A 20,160-nucleotide genomic window follows, 5' to 3' on the forward strand; every position below is an offset into this window, starting at 1 on the left:
CAATTATGTGTAGTCGTATTAATAATTGGCTATAAATGAATTTTGAGAAGAGATCTGATAATGGACTTTACATATCCATATTGTTGTCATAGCCTTTATTATGGAAAGCTTTCCATAAGTCTGGAGAAAGCTATAGAATGCAGAATAGAAAAACGTTCTTGGACAAGTAAATTTTATAGCATACTTTTGGACTGGATTGTGTATTTATTAGTGCCGAAAATGCTGCACTCCAACTTACCAATTATGCTGCATTCTTATTTACCATTTACAACAATATATAATTCCTGTACTAATGCTAACAATAGGTTTTTTCTTTTTTTATCCTCTTCCGAGTTGTTGTAGGCGGGTAGTAGGCCCTTTCTTTCAAGATCTGTTAATTTTACAGCGACAGCGTGCTCAAGTACATATTTTTTTTGCTTTCTATCGAGTAAATCACGTAATTCAGCAAGTAAATTTCGATAAATAACTTGTTTGGCTTTCCCCGAGAAAAGATTATCTTCTGTAGATAGGAGGATATCTTGTTGTTCGAAATGATCAAAGAAAGTAGATTCCACATAGACAGAGTGGTGGAAATTGATCGCGTTATTATTGAAACTGCTAAGTACTTTGGCAATTTCCTTTTTATCACTATTAAGAAAATAATAATAATATCGATCACCAATTTGCTGGTTCCAGCGAATGTAATTGATGGTGAAATGATAAGAAGTATCACGATCCGGGCTATAGCCTGTCCACGAAAGCTGGTCTGTCTCCTGGATTAAATGATCATAAACCAACAGCTTTCCATTGACGCGTATGGCGTAATCCCTTTCCTTATTCAAGTAAAGAAACCAACCGAATTCTTGTGCGAGGAAATTGTTAAAGTCATCGCTTTCAAAAACAGTAGCATTAAGTCCAAAAACGCCTTCAAAAGTAACTTGTGTTCCTGTATTTTTATGTCCTACCGGCGAGCTTTCACTGATATCGTATTGCTCTTTACTTTCGCGATCGATTTGAATTCGGTAGTTTGAGAAATATTCATCCTTCTGAAAAACAGTATTCCAAATTGCACGCGTTGCAAAAAGCGAGAAAGAAAATCGGCCCTTTCCCTTTTTTCCTCTTGTATAGGAGCTGCGTTTGAGGCTGTTCTTTTTTATAGAATCCAAAAAGTTTCCAAATGAGGAAGAAAGTGTCTCTAGGGGTATGCCTTCACCATTGTCCTGTATGCTTATACGATTAATGTAGCCTAATTCATTACTGTCTATGGAGAGTTCGATCTGTGTGGCTTTTGCATCAAATCCATTCCAGATATATTCAGCAATGGCATGTTTAGGGTCTTTGGGAAGTCCTGCAGATTCGATACTTTGGTTGGTTATTTTTGTGCTCCTCTTCATCGTAAAGGCGGTTTAGCTTAAAACTTGTAAAAAAGATGGAAATAATTTGGTCGATTAATTCCATTTCAATGTACACTATTTTTTAGATCTCTTGATTAAAAATGTGAAAAAATAAGCAAGTCCAAATAGATAATAGGATCGAAAAGAAGACAAATAAAATTGAAACTACTTCGATTCTCAGGTTCAATTGAGCGTTTGCCGCCAATATATTCATAAAAAGGAATTGGAAAGCCCAATCTGTCATTTCCATCGGATGGACTATCGCATTTAGCGAAGAGAATGGTGGCCGCAACTGTCATTACACTAAAAATTACCCAAGTTTTCTTTGGGGAATTTGAAACTATCTTCATGGTTACTGGGCTTTAAGTAGTTTAAAATTACATAATATCATGTGGAGATGTATACTTTTCATTCGTATACATATGGCCATTGACGGCTAAAGTTGATGTGTTGATATAGAAGTTGCTTTTTTGGTAGAAAATATACCTAAATTTAGTCTATGCTTATAGAAACTTTAAAAAACCTTTTCCGACGGGACTTAAACAGGCTGCGTGATGAAATTTCTTTGTACAAACAGGAAGGAAATATATGGCTTATTGAACGTGATATTTCCAATTCAGCTGGCAACTTATGTTTACACCTGATCGGAAATCTTCAAACATATATTGGTACTGAAATAGGCAAGACTGGGTATATCAGAGATCGAGCGGCTGAGTTTTCGTTAAAAGACATTCCTCGAACACGATTATTAGATCAGATAGATGATACGATTGATGTGGTTACACGTTCTCTGGATCTGTTGTCGGAGGAGAACCTTCTTGAGATATATCCCATACTCGTGTTTGAGGAAAAAACAACAACGCAGTATTTGCTTGTTCATCTGACCACCCATCTAACTTATCACCTTGGCCAAATAAACTATCACCGGCGACTGCTGGATCAACCTGAGGTATAGTTAATGTATTGGTAAACCTATTCTTGTTCTACAACATAGGAAACAAATTTATAGTATGGACATAAGAAAAGCGGTATTATCTGATGCTCCGGATCTCGCAACCTTGACCGAACAGCTGGGTTATCCAGCCGATATTGAAGGAACGAAAACTATTTTGGAGGATCTGTTGCGGAAGCAGGAGTATGCTGTATTTGTGGGGATTATTGACAATAAAACAGTTGGCTGGATTCAACTTCATCAGGTCATCAGTATGGAGACTGGTGTTTATGTAGAAATCATTGGCTTGGTTGTCGATGAAGAATATCGAGGTCGGGGGCTAGGCCGATTATTATTGCATGCGGCATCCGATTGGTCTAGGTCCCTCGATTGCTACCGTTTGCGTGTAAGATGCAATATCATTCGGACCGAGAGCCATAAGTTTTATCAAAATAGTGGTTTTATACTAAAAAAGGAGCAGAAAGTTTTTGATTCTTTGCTTTAAAAGGTGAACTTTAGCCCAATTAGATATCGAGACCATCAAACATTCTACCTGTATCGACTGTTGATTTCTCGAAGACCCGACTTAGATAAAATGAGAAGAATCTTTACATTAATTGCCTGTTGCTGTGTTTTTAATTCGCATGCACAACGTATGGACAGTATTACCACGGTGATCGCACCTGAATATGACCGAGTGGGTTTACTGCATCGATTTTGGCTTGGAGATAGTTACCGTAAATTATATAATACTCCTGTTAAGATGCGTGTGATGGATCTCGCTACAGAGCGGGGCGGGCTTCAGATTGTTAAGTTGGGTGGTGGCATGCAGACACAGTCACTTCGACTGGTAGATTCTATGGGTAGGGAGTGGGTTCTTAGGTCTATTCAGAAATACCCTGAACGTAGCCTACCGGAAAGCCTTCGAAAGACATTTGCAAAAGATATAGTACAAGATCAGATTTCGATACATCATCCATTTGGTGCATTGACCGTTCCGCCATTTAATAAAGCCTTAGGTATTCCTTCAGCTTCGCCAGAACTGGTTTTTGTAGGAGATGACCCTAGGTTCGGCGAGTATCGTGAGGTATTTAAAAATAGGGCCTACATGTTTGAGGCGCGCACCCCTTTTGAGGATCAAAAAACAGATAATAGCGCAAAAGTAATGCGTAAAGTGTTGGAAGACAACGATACGCAAATTGATCAGAAGCTCACACTACGTGCGCGGATGCTCGATTTTACGCTTGGGGACTGGGATCGTCATCAGGATAATTGGCGTTGGGATCCCGAAAAGGAAAAAGGTAAAAAGATCTATACTCCCGTCCCAAGGGATCGGGATAAGGTATATTATAAAACTTCGGGGGTATTTCCCACATTACTTTCCTATCAATGGCTGAAGGCTCATTTGCAACCCTTTAGTCCACATATTCGAAATGTGCCCCATTGGAATTTTAATGCGAGTACTTTTGATCATTTTTTTCTCACTCATCTTACAGAGGATGAATGGATTGACGAAATACAGTTTGTTCAGAAAACACTGACGGATTCGTTGATTCATCAAGCGATGTTAACGATGCCTGATACAATTGTGAAAATGAGTGCGAATGAATTGGAAACAAATATTCGTTCAAGAAGGGACGAGCTGATGGAAAGCGGACTGACCTATTATCGATTTCTTGCGCGTGTCGTTGAACTACCATTGTCCGCCAAATCTGAATTTGTGGATGTCGATTACAATAAGGATGGCTCGGTCACTGTCAATATCCACAACAAGAAAAAAGATGGTACCGAAGGACGAAAATTGCTAAAACGCACCTTTGTACTTGATCAGACCAAAGAAGTTCGTATATATGGCATATCGGGCACTGACGAATATAAGTTACATGGATCGGGCAAATCGCCCATAAAGATCCGGCTAATTGGGGGGGATGGACAGAATCTATATCGTACAACTGATAAATTTGCCAATGGTAGCAAAGTTTATATCTATGATGGTAAAAATCAGGTGCCGGGTGCTATGCAGGTTGATGATGCTATTCATCTGAAGTTGAGCAAAGACAGCGCTGTCCATAAGTTTGACTATGAAAATTTTATCTATGACCGTAAAGGGGTCGTTTTTAACCTAGATTATGGGGTTGATCGTGGACTTATTTTTGGACTGGGGTATATGATCGAGAATCAGGGGTTCAGAAAGAAGCCTTATGCCTATCGGCATCAGTTTCTAGGCAGTTATTTGACCGGTCGCGAATCATTTATGTTTGATTACAAAGGGAATTATAAAGATCTCATTGCAGGGCATGATCTTTATATTCATCTTTCGTCCCTTGGTCCCAAAAACCTGAGTAATTTCTTTGGATATGGAAACAATACTATTTTCGATAAATCGGATTCAAAGCGCATTTCGTATTACCGAAATCGATTTGATCTTGTGAGCGGTGACATTTTTCTGGAAAAGTACCTAGAACCTAAATTCAAGGTGTTCTATGGATCTTCTTCCGAATATTATACGAGTAAAGAATCGAATAATGTTGGACGTTATTTTGAGGAATTCCATCAAAAATATCCATCGGAACCTATCTATGGGAGTAATTTCTTCACTGGGCTTACTGGCGGGATAGATTATGATACACGTGATAATATGGCCAATCCTAAATCTGGAGTACACGTACATACCAGGCTGGGCTGGAATGCTGAAATTGGAGGGGAGGGCCGCAACTATACAAAATTGCAGCATTCCATGAGTTTTTATAAAACGGTTGCCGATAACTATATTACTTTCGCAAATCGTGTGGGATTTGATGCGGTATGGGGAGATCCCTATTTTTATCAGCATGCGCAAATTGGAGGGGAAATGAGCTTAAGAGGGTATAATTCCCGACGGTTCACTGGGAAAACAGCGCTTTATAATAATTTTGACATGCGATTAAAATTATTTAGCTACTCTTCTTATATCGTCCCAGGAACAGTCGGGGCAATTGGTTTTTATGATGTCGGAAGGGTATGGATGAGTCATGAAAATTCCAATGACTGGCATATGGGGTACGGCGGTGGAATTTATTTTATGCCTGGAGACCTGCTCACTATTCAGGGGGTAATTGGTTTTAGTAAAGAAGCAACATTGCCTTATCTTCGGGTTGGACTTTCTTTTTAAAGACCTAAAATGAAGCTTTTTAAGTGTGAAATGAAATGAAATCGGAGATCAAAAAAAAATTAGATAAGAATTTTTCGGAGCGTGGACTACGAAATAGCAGCATTGATTTGTCTGTGCTAAAACACTATAAGAGTTACGCAAAAACTTTTGCCGACATTCATAATGGTATAGCTGTACTGAGTGACCTGACAGCGAACTGGAGTTATACATATTTAGGGACAATTGCGGAGCGACTTCATCTTCCTGCAGATGAAAAGAAACTGGAAATAAACGGTATTTGGGAAGATTTTCTTCTCGAACGTGTTTACCCCGACGATTTGGCCATCAAGCATGCTTTGGAGCTTCAATTTCTTGACTTGGTCAAAAAAATGGATCTGGCGGAGCGATTTAATTATCAAGCAAACAGTGTCCTGCGGGTCGAGGGGAGAGAGGGGCAAATCATGCAGCTGTCCCATCAAATTTTTTACTTGGATACCCCGGGACCGGAATTTCCACAGTTGGCTTTATGCTGTTATACCCTATTACCAGAAACTGAAACATCAGTCAATCTCCGAAATTATATTCTCAATCAGGTAACGGGCGTGGTTCATCACCTGGATGGTTATGGCGCAAAAACTTCGATTAGCACACGCGAGAAAGAAATTTTAAGCTGTATCAAGGAGGGAATGATTAGCAAGCTAATTGCCGAAAAACTAGGTCTGAGTATAAATACAGTTAATCGGCATCGGCAAAATATACTCCAAAAGCTTCGTGTACGAAATTCATATGAAGCAGTGAGTGTGTTTAACAAGATGCAGCGGGATCATACTGACTAGATTTAAGACAACGCCCACCTGAGGCAGCCTTATAGATGGGCGTCGGTATTTTTAGTTTGAATTATTCTCTTTCAGCCATTTGCTTCGACGTTGGTCTGCAAGGTGTTTGATCGTAAAATAATCAAATTTGGCCTGAAAGCCATTGCCGTCTGGTGAAGCTGCCATTAGACCGACCATAACAGGGTGATTATCCTGTAGCCAGGCATTTCTCATCATAATATACTCCTTGTCATCAAAGGAATAGAAAAATTCTACAGCATCTAATCGACGTATCGCTTTGATCCAGATGTAGGAGATTTCCTTATCGATCGGAACAATGCTCCAATCACTTGTTTTATGCGTAACGACTGTACTTAAATTGTATTTTCCGTCAACAAATTCGATTCCTGCTTTTATATAGTTTTCATGATCAATGCGTAGCATAATACCTGCTTGATCGAACCGGGTTTGATAGTTCGCCGAGATCTTCGCCTTGACTTCAAACTCTCCCCCGCGTAGCGTATAGAAAAAGGGCGCGTCATCTACTGTAAATCCATAATGAGAGATACGCCAATAATCGCTTTTAGGCGTAACAAACATCGAAAGCGAATTGTCTTTGATGTTCCATTCTGTTGGTTCGTTAAACCAAAGCATCTTATCCAATTTTTGTGCACTGGCCCGTATCGTAAGCAATGGAAATAATGAAGCTGCTAAAAATGTCTTTATAGTTTTCATGTTTTTGTTTTTGTGATGATATTCATTTTTCATCAGCAAAGATATTTAAGCATAGCACAGGTTTTCAATACTGATAAATAACCATGATTTCAATAATTCATCCTATTGTAATTTATTTGCAATTTAATTGCATTTAATGTTTTTGCTACATAGTTGCAATAGTGAAAAATACTATCTTGGCTGAGTTGACTTTTAATCCATTGTAGTACCGAATTGGTAAAGCTAACAGGATCGATTTCAATTTTAAACAATATAAGCAACAGTAGTATGGAATTTTGGGAACGTAATTTTATAGAGAAGCAAGAAATGTGGGGGTATGAAGCCGCAAAGTCTACAACGTTTGCAGTAGGCTTTTTTTTGGAACACAACATCAAAAATATACTGATTCCTGGGTTCGGCTACGGTCGCAATGGTCGCCCTTTTTCGGAAAACGGAATAAAAATTACAGGCATTGAGATCTCGAAAACGGCAATAGAGCTCGCCCGGAAATCCTTTGGGGCAGATACGGTTATCCATCATGGTTCGGTTAATGAAATGCCTTTTGATCAGGATATATATGAGGGTATATTTTGTTACGGGCTTATTCATCTATTGGATGCTGAAGAACGTAATGCGTTAATCCAGCATTGTTTTGACCAATTGGCTGAAGGAGGTTATATGATTTTTACGTCCGTATCAAAGCAAGCAAGCATCTACGGAAAGGGGGAGGCCATAGGCACTGATCGATTTGCAATGTTTGGTGGAGTACATATGTTCTTTTACGATGTTGATTCCATTCATGCCGAATTCGACCCCTATGGATTAATGGAAATTAGGGAAGTGGAGGAAAATTTTCCATTCTACTTCATCATTTGTCAGAAAAGGATTAATATTTAATAATGTATATATGAAAGATGATAGAAGCTATGAGGTAATTATTGTTGGGGGAAGTTATGCGGGGCTTTCTGCAGCGATGGCATTGGGACGTTCCTTGCGGAATGTGTTGATTATCGATAGTGGGCTACCTTGTAATCGACAGACGCCGCACTCCCATAATTTCATCACGCATGATGGTGAAAAGCCGCTCAGTATAGCGAAAAAAGCAAGGGAAGAAGTTCTGAACTACCCGAGTGTCAAGTTCCAGAAAGGGCTTGCTGTGAGCGGCACGAAGACAGCTACAGGGTATGAAATAACCACCGAAAATGGGGACGTTTTTCAGGCTAAAAAGCTCATTTTTGCGACTGGTGTGGAAGATATTATGCCTAGTATACAAGGATTTTCAGCCTGTTGGGGAATTTCGGTTATCCATTGCCCATATTGTCACGGTTATGAATTTCGAAAAGGAAAAACTGCTATTATGGCCAATGGAGAGCGTGCACTTCATGTAGCGGGATTGGTCAATAATCTCTCGAACGACTTAACGCTATTGACTTCGGGTAAGGCTAGTTTTGATGTTAAGCAGAAAGCAAAACTGAAGTTACACGGTATTTCGATTATTGAAGAAGAAATAGGTAAAATCCAGCACAAGAATGGATGGGTTCAGCAGGTACAATTAAAAGACGGTCGTGAACTTGCCTTTGATGCTGTTTATGCGGCCATTCCTTTCAGGCAACATTCGGCTATTCCTGCCGCACTAGGTTGTGAAATAACGGAACAGGGACATATCAAAATAGATAATTTTCAAAAAACTTCACTTGCAGGAGTTTTTGCCTGTGGAGATAATTCTAGTATGATGCGTTCGGTGGCGAATGCTGTTGCGACAGGAAACCTAGCTGGAGCAATGGTTAATAAAGAACTTGTCGACGAGGTTTTTTAGTGGCCGCATTGATCGGTTTTCCGGCTGTGATCGCACTTTGTTAATTTATCAGGAAGTTTATATCACAAAAACTTCCTGATGCGTAAATGCTGTCTTTAAGCGTGTCCCTAGTTCGATGCTTGTCTTAAAAGAAATTCAAATGGACCGTTCTTAAATTTTTTTGTCCAAATTTTGCTAAAATAATAGCTGCCGATAAAATAGGTCGATGATAGGAAGAGAATCATCCCTGGTGATAAGGTTGCTTGTTGGTCGATTACTTGATGAAACACCCCCTTGCTGGCCAAAAAAGAAAATAATAAGATGCCCAATGTTAAATGGGATATATAATGCGTTAATGTCATCTGGCCAGTTTTCGCGAGACAGTTGACAAATGTATTGGGAGTAATAAAGCGGCTAATGTACATGAAGGTGCTAATAAGTAGCAGGCTAAAACCTATTGTACTGATTAAAAATGGAAGTACCGGAGGAAGATAATCCGCATTTAGAAAGGAGTAAGCTGTTATGCCAATGAGGTTTTGAGGAATACATTGTGCAATTTGTACTGCCAGGTATAATACCAATCCTATGAGAAACAGTTTTTTTTGAACGATGACGTTGGTCCAGTCCAGTTTACCCAGGTACATACCGATCATGAAATAAGACATCCATGGAAAAATAGAATTCCAGCCATTATATAAAGAGTTTCTGATAAAACCCTTTAGGCTCCAATTGTCGATATAAGTTAGTGTATCAAAATTCCATCCAGTTTCATAAGGAATTAAAATGAGCAAAAGATGAAAAATGATCGCGAAGAAAACTGCTCCATATATGTAGTATTGTTTATCAACGAATAGCAAGAAGGAGGCGATAAACATGTAAAATCCATAAAAGTGAAGGATATCTGCAGGCCACCAAATAGATAATAATAATCCGAGAACAAATAGAAAACCTGCTTTTTTCTGCACAATAGTCTTTAGTTTAACTTGTTCTTGCGGAGAAGCGTAAATAGATTTTTCTGTTCGCAAAGTAAGTCCCATGCCTGATAGGACAACAAATATTGTACTCGAATTACCGCTAAAGAGCGTGAGAAACTGACCTAGCCAACTGGTATGTTGTGGATCTCCAAGAACGAGATTAAAATTGACGATATACATCCCAAAGATTGCGTAAGCTCTCAGGATATCAAATCCTAAAAATCTGATTTTTTCTGCCATGATAGTTGATTTTCAAAATGTACTGCAAATTTTGAAAGATGTACTGGTTTGGCATTTGACTTAAATCAAATAATTAGATTTTTGTGCGGACCCTGCTTAATGTTTCCAGGGAAATTCCCAGATAAGAAGCAATATAGGTAAGCGGTATATGGCGTATGAAATCTGGTTGCTCCTTAAGGAGTAGCTTATACTTTTCCATGGCGCTGAGGGTGTGAAATTCAAAAAGACGCTTTTCTAACCACATTGTATAGTATTCTGTCATTAAAAGATCGAGTTGAATGAGTTGAGGATGATTTATTTTGAGATACTGAAAGGCGTTTTTATCCATACACGAGACAGTAACGTCTGTAATTGCCTGAATAAACTCCCTGCTAGGCTGATTCGAAACATAACTGCTAAAGGCGACTGCGAGATCATGTTTAAAAAGTAGCTCAGTCGTTACTTCTTTTTTCTCATTCATATAGTATTTCCTCGTAATACCTTCCTCTATCCAAAAACTAGTCTTACAGACCTCACCTTGATATAAAAGAAATTCGCCCTTTTTGTATTTTTTGGTTTTGGAAATGGCCTGTAATGCTGAGTCTGTTTCCGCATCAAAACCGTCAATTAAAGTATTGATTTTTTTTAGATGCTCATTCATTTTGGCTGATTTGAGTGATCGAAAGTTGCTGATGTTACATTTGTTGAATCCGTTCGGTCCGACCGGCTGTTTCTCTTCCCCATTCTGCGATCGACTCAAGTAGTGGAACAAGTGTTTTCCCGAATTCTGTCAGTTCGTAATCTACTTTCAAAGGAGCTTTGTCGGTATGTACTGTACGCTTTACTAAACCATCAGCCTCAAGTTCCTTTAATTGTAAGCTTAATGTACGCTCTGTAATTAAGGCGCATTCTTTTCTCAGTTCATTATAGCGTTTTTTTTCAATTAAATGAATCAAAATCACTGCCTTCCACTTGCCGCCTATGTATTTCATAGTCAGGCTGGTACTGCATGGGTATTGTTTGTTGTCTATCAAATACATCTGTTACTATCAAGTTTGACCGTTATTGCAAATATATAACACTATATTTAAGTTTGCAACTATAAAAAATATAGTTAATTTAATCTTGTATGTTATGGCTTTTTTAGAAATTGCAAAGCAACGTTACACAACGAAAAAGTATAATTCAGAAGCGCTAATTCCGGAGGAGAAAATCGCTGAATTAAAGGAAATAATCCGATTGAGTCCATCTTCCATCAATAGCCAGCCATGGAAGTTTTTCTTTGTTTCTTCTGCGGACATGAAACAAAAACTCGCTGCCGCATCCTATTGGAACGCACAGAAGATAAATGAGGCAAGTCATCTGGTTGTGTTTAGTGCACTTACCGATGTAGATCGCTTTGAAGAGCAAATCGCAAACACGCTTCCAGAGGGATCGATTAATTACTATAAGCAATTTTTGCAGTCGAAAGGGGAGGTCCATGTTCAATCCTGGATGAAGCAACAAGTGTATCTTTCTTTGGGATTTTTCCTTGCAGCCTGTGCTGCAAATCATATTGACGCAACCCCAATGGAAGGAATTGAAAATTCCGTCTACGATGAAATACTGGAACTCGATGGCTATCAGACGCTGTTTGCAGTTGCTATTGGCTATCGACATGTGGAGGATGCAAATCAGCCTGCCATTACCGCAAAATCACGCTTGACAATTGCAGATATAATTGAAGAACTCTAGGTAAAAAAAGATGAAACCACTATCGGTTTCATCTTTTTTACATTAGTTTAAACTTATCTTTTTGCCCTGTTCGGGGAAAATATAATTTACTTTAAGTGGATTATTCTTGAGCAATTCGTTTTTAATGATTTCAGGGTTGTTACCAGTTGGTTTTCGGTGTGTGACCACTATGCTTAGCCCTTCCAAGTTTTTCAGTCCCGTTTTTTCTTTGAGCTTTAGCAGTTCTTCTAACAACAAACTGGGGGTTAGGTGACCAAAGAGTAAATTTTCCGGTTGATTATTTGGAAAGGAGACTTCAATCAATATACTGTTTAATTGTTTGTTTTTGATCAGTGGGGCAATGGTATTCCAGAGCTTATCTAGCTGATCGGATTTTTCCACCCGATCGGCACCGGTATCACCAAGGTAAAGGAGATAGTGGTTGTCGTAGTGGACGAGGGCAGCACTACTTTTATATGGATTTACATGGCTCAGCTCGTATGCCGTCAAAGATAATGTCGTATTTGGTACTTGCGTTTCCAGCCCCTCTTGTAAACTGTTGTAATGATACTTTCCTAGTATGGGTTTTTGGCCCTGGTCGCCAAAATTGATCCAGGTATCCGTGATAAAATAGTGATTTTGTAGAATTTGAAGGACCGGATCAATAGCAAAAATGTTCTTTTTGCTATCGGCAGGAGAATTAATAATAAGACCCGATAAATGATCGAGATGTCCATGGGAAATTAAATATCCCTTTATTTGGTTATGTAAAATTGTTTCGACCGAACCATTTAGACTTTTCAATGCAATGGCTTTTCTGATGCCTGTATTTATGGTTCCGGCATCGAGGCAAAGGAAGGCCGTGTCTTTTGGAGTTCCTACTAAATAAGCAGAAAGATTGTCTTCTTGTTCGCCACCATATATTCCCAGCGGGACAAGGTCAAAATGCTGTGCATGACAGGTCATGGTCACAAGAAATGTAAAAATGGAAAGCGCTAGTTTTTTCATGATTATTAAACTAAAAACCCATCCTTTATTATAGGATGGGTTCAAATTTACACTATTTTTTGTTTATTGGTTGAATCGGTAACGTACACCCAGCTGAATTCTCCAGCGTGAAGTTTCATCCACACTGTTCGAGAACGTGTTGGTTAAAGGAATCTGATTTGTTGCATCTAAATACGGGAATGAGAATGTTGGTTGTCCCTGAGCATTCGATCCTTTGTAATTTAAGATACCGTTTGCTTTGTTGGCAAATTGGGCAACTCCCCAGCTTTTGTTGATCATATTACCGAAATTAAATACATCAAAAGTAATCTGCAATTGATGTTTCTTTCCGCTGGTATTTAAAAACACATCTTGCGCGATACGAATATCCAGTGTTCCGATCATTTTTCCTACCAATGCGTTACGTTTCGCGTATTGGCCTCTGTGTGCATTCAGGTAATTGTCCTGATTAATGTAGCCGTTCAATTGAGACCATAGTTGATCAGCTGTCCGAGTGTCTTGCGCATTGTCGCCAACAAGAGCAATTTCAGCTTTACTATTCGGGATATAGATCAAGTCATTGCCCGACAAACCATCATTATTCAGGTCACCGCCATAGGTATAGGAATAACGAGGCCCATCCTGTAGTTGATAAAATAAGGAGAATGTCGTTCCTAAATGATCCAGGTATTCTTTACGGTAAGAGAAGTTGGCAATAAATCTATTTTTAACCAGATAAGTTGAATAAGAAAGATCGGCACTATTTGGATTGCCCGAAACATAACGATCACGCCACATTGACTGCGCAATAGATCCTCCATCGTTCACAGATCTTGAATCTGTATAGGTATAACCGATATTTGCAAAGAAACCACCTTTGAATTCTTTCGATAATGTTCCTGTAAGGGTGTAGCTATAGCCTTTTGATGTATTGGACATCACAATAGCGTCGGAAATGTTAGGATTTTCAGGAGTCGGTTGTGCGGCGCCATAGATACGTGGTGTTGTATAGCGCATACGGTTATCGGCACCAGCTAAAGCTTTTCCGTCCGTCGTATTTAGATTGACGTTACGGAAATAAACCGAATTGATATCTTTCGAATACATGGCTTCAAAAGTACCAATAACACCGCCCGGTAATTTTTGGTCAACGGCAAGGTTCGTTCTCCAAAGCTGCATAAATTTGAAGTTATTATCCGTTACCGCCAAGTTATAACTGGAGTTGTTGGCTGCAGTTTGGTGGTTCACGTTGCGATAAGCATCCACATCAGGTGTAAACGGTCTATTTGTTGGATTATTGATGGATTCAGAACCAAACATGACACCATTATTGCCGGCCTGATTAGAAATCCATACTAATGGCGGACGACCTGTAAAAATTCCCGATCCACCACGTACCTGCGTTTGATTTGTTCCATTGACATTCCAATTAAATCCAATTCGCGGCGACCAAAGAATTGCACTCTTTGGATATTTTGATACATCGATCTTTTCACCTTGATCAAAATTTAACTTGGTTACATTATCATTTTTCAGATCATTGGGAGATGATATGTTCGTCAAATCGGCTCTCAATCCAGCAGTCAATTTAAAATGCTCATTTACAGCATAGGCATCCTGTGCATATAGGCCAAACATACGTGCTGAAATCTCTGCATAAGGAAATGATCCATCAGGTAAAACAGAATACTGGATTTGGTATTTGGTTGCGTTAGAAACATTATTTTTTGCAGAGTTGTAGAAATCATCTAAACTGGCAAATGTATAGGCTCCATAATAGTTCGGGGCAAATCCATTGGTGGTTTTGTAGTTTTCAAAATTGGCTCCCAATGTAATCTCATGTTTTCCGGCATAAATATTAAAGTTGTTTGTAGCTTGAAATACCTTCGTCTTTAAACTATTAAATGCTGTAAATGGTTCGTAACCAAATGCTGTCATGCTACTACCGTCGGGGTTCATGATGTCTACCAAAGGAAATGGCTGACCACCTTTGGATTCCCTAAAATCGTTCATGACATTGTAACCTACGGTCAATGAATTTGAATATTTGCTACTGATACGTGTGCGTAATTCTAAATTCACATTGTCCATGTTGTTGTTTATACCGTAGCCTGCTGAGCTGAAAGGTAGGCCAAGGTTGGACGGTTGCCGATTATTTTTTGGCGCACCACTATTGGATGGTAGGATGTCGCGATAGGAACGAAAGTAGAAATATTTGGCGCTTAAAGTATTTTTTTGATCGATATTGTAATCTAATTTAACGGAAAATTTGTCACTGCGTGTATCTAAAGGATAATCTTGATAAGATCCAGGATTATAGCCGATCGATTTTAGGTAGTTGGCTAGATCATCAAGTTTCTCCGCAGATACGGTTGAAACATTCGGCCCCGTATTTCCTCCACGTGAAGCTATAAAATTTGTTCCTGGGTCTGTTCTTCGCTCAAGCTCACCGCTTGCAAAAAAGAATAGCTTGTTTTTGATAATTGGCCCCCCTACGGTAAAACCATAGCCTTTCAAGCTGAAGTTGTTGACAGGTGCTCTTAACCCGGCCGAATTGTATTTGTTGACTAAATTTTGATTTCTGAAATAATAATTTAATGAACCTTGTACTTCGTTTGTACCACTTCTTGTTACAGCATTAATTGCAGCGCCGGTAAAACCATTTTGTCTGACGTCATAAGGAGCGATGTTTACTGAAATCTCCTCAAAGGCGTCCATATTGATGGGTTGCGAGTTTGTTTGACTTCCGATAGTTCCCTGTAATCCAAAAGCATTATTGAATAGCGCTCCGTCGATCGTAAAGTTATTTGCAAGGTTGCTTCTCCCTGCAAACGAAGGATTACCGTATTGCATCGAAAATTGAGGCGTCAGTTTGACAAAATCTGTAAAGCTTCGATTGAGTGTAGGTAGATTTTGAATCGCTGTTCGGGAAATGTTTTGTGCTGCACCTGTTCGGCCGGAGTTGAAGACTTTTCCCTGTCTCGTTCCTACAACGACAGCTTCATCCAGCACTTGCGATGCGGACTGCATCTGAATATCTAATGTTGAGCTTTGTCCCAAAGCTAGTTTCTCGATCTGTTTGATATTGGGTGAATGACCCAGATAAGTTACGGTGATTTGATAAGGGCCACCAATTCTCATATTGGGGAGATTGTAGCGACCGTCACTTCGCGATGAAGTAACGTACTTTGTCCCAGAAGGTAAATGTATGGCTTCAATTGTCGCCCCATTGATTGGCGAATTTCCCTCTCTGACGGTTCCATTCAGAGCAGAGGTGGTTTCATTTTGCGCATAGGTAAGTGATGTACCAATTGTGCTTAGCAAAATGCTGGTAATCAAATGTTTTCTCATTTGTTTTGTAGCTGTTTAAATGACTAGGTGATTTTTAAACCGCGATAAAGGTAGGAGAGTATTATTGATTTTGTGTTAAGTAAATATTATTTAAATATTTCCACAATCGCTGCTATATGAGGCCTTCATTTGGTAATTATATAGGTTATCGTTTAATGGTTGATGATAGGTTATTTCACTGGTTGATGGCTATTTTTTAATTTTAATTGTGCCATTGCGATAGAGGTTTAAGGCGGCCGTCAGAATACTTTCGATTGTGTCTATCGGAAGATCTTCCTGTGGATCAATAGGCAATGTTTTCATCCGAAGACGCTGACCTGCTTCCAGTTGTACCTGGTCCAAATGTTTACCTTCAACCATCAGTAGGTACGGAAATGTAGTCCGTTTGTCGGTCCAAAGGTAACAGAATGCTTTTTTTCTATAGCAAAAGCAAGGCATACCGTACTTTATGGTCTCACTCACATCCGTATCCTGTTGAAGGATAATATGTCTTAATGCTAAAAGACAGCTTTTATTTGGTTCTTTCTGGTTCAGATAGAAATGTTGGATCTCCTGCATATGAATGATGTGTTGCAAATAAAGATACAAGACTTATCCTTTTTTATATGATTTAGTTACAATTTTCTTTTGTTGTTTAGTATATTCTGACCTATTTTGTGTGATCGAATTATCGATTTGCTTATGACCATAAATTTTAGAAATATAGAGTATTTGAAGAGTGGAAATAAAGTGCAAAAAAAAGCCTATCGGTTACTGAGGGATTATCAGATTATTAACCGTCTTGAGGGCTACAGTCCGATTGTAGTTGGTACGATACCGATTCAGGTAGATATTGATGGGAGCGATATAGACATTATTCTGTGTGTAGATGATTTTGATGCTCTTGAAGAAAAGCTGTCTCTTAATTTTTCGCAGCATGCACATTTTCGGTTACAGCGGGCTACCGGTCATGTAATCGTGTGCAGCTTCTCGATTGAGGAACAGCTTTTTGAAATTTATGCGACGGATAAAGCAACTGAAATTCAGAATGGATATTTACATATGCTTAAAGAGCATGAAATCATTCAATTGAGGGGGGAAGAATTCGCTGAGCAGGTCAGACAGCTCAAAAGGAGCGGGGTAAAAACTGAGCCGGCATTTTGTCAGCTATTGGGAATTGAAGGCGATGCATATACAGAACTTCTAAAGTATAATCCAGCAGATAATTCGATAAACTATGAATGATTTTAATCTAAAATAGTATGAATCCCCTAATTGAACAATTTAAAAAATATGGCTATCTCAATGAAGCGCTTGAGAAAGCGGTAGAAAATAGAACTCGTTATTTTTTTAAGAAAAAGGGTGAGCATTTTTTGAGGGAAGGGCAGCATTTATCAAGCTATTTTGTTTTGCGTAAAGGACTGATTCGTGCTTATTTCTTAAAAAATGGACGTGAAATGAACAGTTGGTTTGGTGAAGAAAACCAGATTTTTGGATCGATTTTGCCCGTTTATACTGAAAAGCCCTCTTTTGAAAATATTCAGTTTTTGGAAGACTCCGAGATCTATGCAATTTCTGTGGACGATTTGAATGAATTGTATAGGATTTATCCTGAACTAAATCTTATAGGCCGAAAGATTGCTGAGGAGGTTTGTATTATTCTTGAAGAACGGATTATGTCCCTGCATACCGAATCTGCAGTAGAACGATATCAATCTCTCATCCGCCTACAGCCAAATTTGTTAAATAGAATTAATCTTGGCCATATTGCATCATATTTAGGAATTACACAGGAAACGCTTAGCCGGATACGGCGATAAGTACACGATTTTGATATAAGTCAAAAAATGCCCCTTATATAGCGATTATCTTTGCTTTAGAAATTTAAACTATTGAAAATGAATTGGATTGCATTGATTATTGCTGGCATTTTTGAAATTGGCTGGCCGCTCGGATTAAAAATGGCTCAACAGCCAGATTCAAATAAATTTGGTTGGATTCTATTAGCTATTGTCTCCATGAGCATTAGTGGCGGATTATTATTTTATGCTCAAAAAGCTATTCCTATAGGTACAGCATATGCCGTATGGACAGGTTTAGGGGCAGTGGGCACATTAATGGTCGGAATCTTTTTTTTCGGAGATTCGGCCAATGTATTTAGACTCCTGTCTGCAACATTGATCGTCGCAGGAATTATTGGCTTAAAGATTTTTTAAAAATACTGGAAATGTTATTTATCGCAGTCTACATAAAAAAATAGAATGTGCGCTCAATTTTCTTCAATTGGATTGTTAAAAATATATAAAATCTATTTTTTTTAGTCTAAACTCATTAGAAGAGAGTAGGTTGGGATGATTTTTGCTGCGCAATTAAATTATGAGGCAAGAACTAGCTGAAAAAATAGAATTGTATAGTAAAAGGTACGGCCTATTTATGCGACCGGAGTATATTAGCTTTGCTCGGGATACAACAAGGCTGTTGCTTCGCAACGAATGTCTCCGTGAAGGTGATATAAAAGCTTATCAAGACTATATTGCCTCACATTATCCCGAAGATCTTCCCTGGGAAATGAAACAATTTCAGGAAGCGACCAAAGCATTGGAGCGCATGAGTAAGGAGACGGCTATTGCATGGGTGAATGCGCATCGAATCAATATTTTTGAATCCGACATTTTTATCGATGATGAAGATTCAATTCTGCGCCCCATTCAATCAAAAGATGAAGACATGTTTCGCTATAATTTTAACGCCTTGGAAGAACTTATCTACAATCACCAAAGACCGGACGACTTATTTCGGCGGAATAGAGATTGTTTTTGGATAGATACAAGAATTGACTGGCGGTAGTTTACTGCTAATTGAAGTGTGGTTTCCCAAGAGCTATCTCGTTCTCCGACGAATACCTCTTGGGAAACTTTTTTATTATTTGGATTCTGCGACAAAAATTTCATTTTCTTGTCCAATGACCACAGTAGGAAACTTTTTGTTGAAGTCAATCGCAATATCTCCTTTTCCCTTTTCGCCGTCTCCGTTGGAATCCCAATCTAATGTTACGTAGTATTTTATGGGCTCAGCGTCACTGACTTTAGGCTGGATGAGCTTAAGGTGATTTTTAGGTAAATCGAGTTTGAGATCAAAAGGTATTTGGTTCGCTGTAAAACTCTTTTCCAGAATCATTGTAGCTGGTACATCTGCTATCTGGGCCGAAACTGCATACAGACGAATCTTGCCCGTTGGATTTTTAACTGCAATAGCATTTGTTGATTGAATTTTTACGGAAAGACCAGTTGTATCCGTATTCATTTTTTTCGTATTTAATGTTGTTGAACAACTGCTTGCAGCGAGTGCGACAGCAATTACTGATATTGTAAGTTTTAACATCATATTTTTTTTGTTTGTTTTGTTTTAACTGTTAATGAACCAAAATTGGATAATTTACAATTTGAAGGATATCCCGACATTTGCAATCCCAAGGTAACCGAATCCAAATTCGCCATAGACACCTAGTTTATTGCCATAACGAATGGCTATCGGTGTAAATTGATAGGATAGCGCACCGAAGCTTTCTCTATCTTCTTTTTGTCTATTGTTAAATTTTGCATAGCCCAAACCTCCTTTTCCATATAGTTCAAGTTTAGTTTTATTCAAATAGCTATATCGCATATTCAAAAGCCCCCCAAAAACATTCCATTTTGAATCCCCAAGATCATCTTTGTAAGAAACCGTATTTTTACCATAAAATCCGTCGATGCCTATAGACAGTCTTTTGTTTAAATTACGTGAATACCCGGCAGTAAATGTGCCAGTTCCGCTGGAATGTTCTACTTCTCTTCCGAGTAAACCCATAAATATTCCCTCACCGAGCATTGTACCGATCTCTTGGACCGGAATAAGTCCATACCCCACTCGAATTTCTAATTTTTTTTGCATGTTTTCTTGCCCATATCCTTCCAACGAAATCAAGGAGACTAGGACGATGAATATAATTTTCTTCATTAATATAGTTAAGTCAGGATTTTATGTGACTTACTATAGGTAACGTTTTTGAAATTTAATTCGCTACAATTTATTTTACATAGTATTTTATTTCTTATTTAATTCATATTTTGATTTTAAATTCTTTTTAACATACTAAAGGCTTGTGAAGTTTTTGGGGTGTATAAGGCATCTTTTTCAAAT

Annotated in this window: 21 protein-coding genes; 11 read left to right on the top strand and 10 right to left on the bottom strand. The window is 38.6% G+C overall.

Features of this window, described 5'->3' with window-relative positions; translation table 11 throughout:
* Nucleotides 1-254 precede the first annotated feature (254 nt).
* Nucleotides 255-1,373: an ATP-binding protein gene (locus L1283_RS14350; RefSeq protein ID WP_429626276.1), complete on the bottom strand. Its 1,119-nt coding sequence runs from the start codon at nucleotides 1,371-1,373 to the stop codon at nucleotides 255-257.
* A 499-nt stretch (nucleotides 1,374-1,872) separates the two neighbouring features.
* Between L1283_RS14350 and L1283_RS14355 the strand changes: the two genes are divergently transcribed.
* The 4 genes from L1283_RS14355 to L1283_RS14370 all read left to right on the top strand — a co-directional run bounded on the left by L1283_RS14355 (nucleotide 1,873) and on the right by L1283_RS14370 (nucleotide 6,270).
* Entirely contained in the window at nucleotides 1,873-2,328 is a 456-nt protein-coding gene (locus L1283_RS14355) for a DUF1572 family protein (RefSeq protein ID WP_088162099.1), read from the top strand.
* Between the two features lie 55 nt (nucleotides 2,329-2,383).
* The gene (locus tag L1283_RS14360) at nucleotides 2,384-2,809 is read left to right on the top strand and encodes a GNAT family N-acetyltransferase (RefSeq protein ID WP_286851808.1); all 426 of its coding nucleotides are present in this window, start codon (nucleotides 2,384-2,386) and stop codon (nucleotides 2,807-2,809) included.
* A 90-nt stretch (nucleotides 2,810-2,899) separates the two neighbouring features.
* Nucleotides 2,900-5,455, top strand: coding sequence for a BamA/TamA family outer membrane protein (locus tag L1283_RS14365; protein ID WP_429626277.1), 2,556 nt, complete (start codon nucleotides 2,900-2,902; stop codon nucleotides 5,453-5,455).
* Between the two features lie 35 nt (nucleotides 5,456-5,490).
* Complete coding sequence (locus L1283_RS14370) at nucleotides 5,491-6,270, top strand: helix-turn-helix domain-containing protein (RefSeq protein ID WP_145327064.1); 780 nt, start codon at nucleotides 5,491-5,493, stop codon at nucleotides 6,268-6,270.
* Nucleotides 6,271-6,321: 51 nt separating this feature from the next.
* Here the strand turns inward: L1283_RS14370 and L1283_RS14375 are convergent, their stop codons facing one another.
* Nucleotides 6,322-6,984 (bottom strand): DUF1349 domain-containing protein, encoded by a 663-nt coding sequence (locus tag L1283_RS14375; RefSeq protein WP_313261390.1) that lies wholly within the window; start codon nucleotides 6,982-6,984, stop codon nucleotides 6,322-6,324.
* Between the two features lie 267 nt (nucleotides 6,985-7,251).
* Here L1283_RS14375 and L1283_RS14380 point away from each other — a divergent pair, with 267 nt between their 5' ends.
* Both L1283_RS14380 and L1283_RS14385 read left to right on the top strand, forming a co-directional pair.
* Nucleotides 7,252-7,860, top strand: coding sequence for a class I SAM-dependent methyltransferase (locus L1283_RS14380; protein ID WP_313261389.1), 609 nt, complete (start codon nucleotides 7,252-7,254; stop codon nucleotides 7,858-7,860).
* A gap of 10 nt (nucleotides 7,861-7,870) precedes the next feature.
* Nucleotides 7,871-8,779, top strand: coding sequence for an NAD(P)/FAD-dependent oxidoreductase (locus L1283_RS14385; RefSeq protein WP_286736154.1), 909 nt, complete (start codon nucleotides 7,871-7,873; stop codon nucleotides 8,777-8,779).
* 107 nt (nucleotides 8,780-8,886) lie between these two features.
* On the opposite strand, the gene L1283_RS14390 is transcribed toward L1283_RS14385, so the two are convergent.
* The 3 genes from L1283_RS14390 to L1283_RS14400 form a co-directional block, all read right to left on the bottom strand.
* Entirely contained in the window at nucleotides 8,887-9,972 is a 1,086-nt protein-coding gene (locus L1283_RS14390) for a DUF418 domain-containing protein (protein WP_341831857.1), read from the bottom strand.
* Nucleotides 9,973-10,045: 73 nt separating this feature from the next.
* Nucleotides 10,046-10,612, bottom strand: coding sequence for a Crp/Fnr family transcriptional regulator (locus tag L1283_RS14395; protein ID WP_341831858.1), 567 nt, complete (start codon nucleotides 10,610-10,612; stop codon nucleotides 10,046-10,048).
* Nucleotides 10,613-10,646: 34 nt separating this feature from the next.
* On the bottom strand, nucleotides 10,647-10,943 hold the full coding sequence (locus L1283_RS14400; protein WP_198385931.1) for a winged helix-turn-helix transcriptional regulator: 297 nt from the start codon (nucleotides 10,941-10,943) through the stop codon (nucleotides 10,647-10,649).
* Between the two features lie 142 nt (nucleotides 10,944-11,085).
* On the opposite strand from L1283_RS14400, the gene L1283_RS14405 reads away from it, so the two are divergent.
* Complete coding sequence (locus L1283_RS14405; protein WP_145327068.1) at nucleotides 11,086-11,685, top strand: nitroreductase family protein; 600 nt, start codon at nucleotides 11,086-11,088, stop codon at nucleotides 11,683-11,685.
* Nucleotides 11,686-11,727: 42 nt separating this feature from the next.
* Here the strand turns inward: L1283_RS14405 and L1283_RS14410 are convergent, their stop codons facing one another.
* The 3 genes from L1283_RS14410 to L1283_RS14420 all read right to left on the bottom strand — a co-directional run bounded on the left by L1283_RS14410 (nucleotide 11,728) and on the right by L1283_RS14420 (nucleotide 16,560).
* Nucleotides 11,728-12,672, bottom strand: coding sequence for an MBL fold metallo-hydrolase (locus L1283_RS14410; protein ID WP_429626278.1), 945 nt, complete (start codon nucleotides 12,670-12,672; stop codon nucleotides 11,728-11,730).
* A 63-nt stretch (nucleotides 12,673-12,735) separates the two neighbouring features.
* Nucleotides 12,736-16,002 (bottom strand): TonB-dependent receptor, encoded by a 3,267-nt coding sequence (locus L1283_RS14415; protein WP_429626279.1) that lies wholly within the window; start codon nucleotides 16,000-16,002, stop codon nucleotides 12,736-12,738.
* A gap of 189 nt (nucleotides 16,003-16,191) precedes the next feature.
* Nucleotides 16,192-16,560: a DUF1801 domain-containing protein gene (locus tag L1283_RS14420; protein ID WP_145327072.1), complete on the bottom strand. Its 369-nt coding sequence runs from the start codon at nucleotides 16,558-16,560 to the stop codon at nucleotides 16,192-16,194.
* A 123-nt stretch (nucleotides 16,561-16,683) separates the two neighbouring features.
* Between L1283_RS14420 and L1283_RS14425 the strand changes: the two genes are divergently transcribed.
* From L1283_RS14425 to L1283_RS14440, 4 genes are all read left to right on the top strand, one after another.
* On the top strand, nucleotides 16,684-17,226 hold the full coding sequence (locus L1283_RS14425) for a DUF4269 domain-containing protein (protein ID WP_088162086.1): 543 nt from the start codon (nucleotides 16,684-16,686) through the stop codon (nucleotides 17,224-17,226).
* Nucleotides 17,227-17,243: 17 nt separating this feature from the next.
* The gene (locus L1283_RS14430; protein WP_145327073.1) at nucleotides 17,244-17,801 is read left to right on the top strand and encodes a Crp/Fnr family transcriptional regulator; all 558 of its coding nucleotides are present in this window, start codon (nucleotides 17,244-17,246) and stop codon (nucleotides 17,799-17,801) included.
* Between the two features lie 78 nt (nucleotides 17,802-17,879).
* Nucleotides 17,880-18,197, top strand: coding sequence for a DMT family transporter (locus L1283_RS14435; RefSeq protein ID WP_088162084.1), 318 nt, complete (start codon nucleotides 17,880-17,882; stop codon nucleotides 18,195-18,197).
* A 160-nt stretch (nucleotides 18,198-18,357) separates the two neighbouring features.
* Complete coding sequence (locus L1283_RS14440; RefSeq protein ID WP_075993232.1) at nucleotides 18,358-18,828, top strand: hypothetical protein; 471 nt, start codon at nucleotides 18,358-18,360, stop codon at nucleotides 18,826-18,828.
* A 75-nt stretch (nucleotides 18,829-18,903) separates the two neighbouring features.
* Here L1283_RS14440 and L1283_RS14445 read toward each other — a convergent pair whose 3' ends face one another.
* Both L1283_RS14445 and L1283_RS14450 read right to left on the bottom strand, forming a co-directional pair.
* Complete coding sequence (locus L1283_RS14445) at nucleotides 18,904-19,365, bottom strand: hypothetical protein (RefSeq protein WP_145327074.1); 462 nt, start codon at nucleotides 19,363-19,365, stop codon at nucleotides 18,904-18,906.
* 51 nt (nucleotides 19,366-19,416) lie between these two features.
* The gene (locus L1283_RS14450; RefSeq protein ID WP_341831860.1) at nucleotides 19,417-19,977 is read right to left on the bottom strand and encodes a hypothetical protein; all 561 of its coding nucleotides are present in this window, start codon (nucleotides 19,975-19,977) and stop codon (nucleotides 19,417-19,419) included.
* Nucleotides 19,978-20,160 lie beyond the last annotated feature (183 nt).

This window comes from Sphingobacterium sp. HSC-15S19, assembly GCF_050433745.1.
Taxonomy (GTDB): domain Bacteria; phylum Bacteroidota; class Bacteroidia; order Sphingobacteriales; family Sphingobacteriaceae; genus Sphingobacterium; species Sphingobacterium siyangense.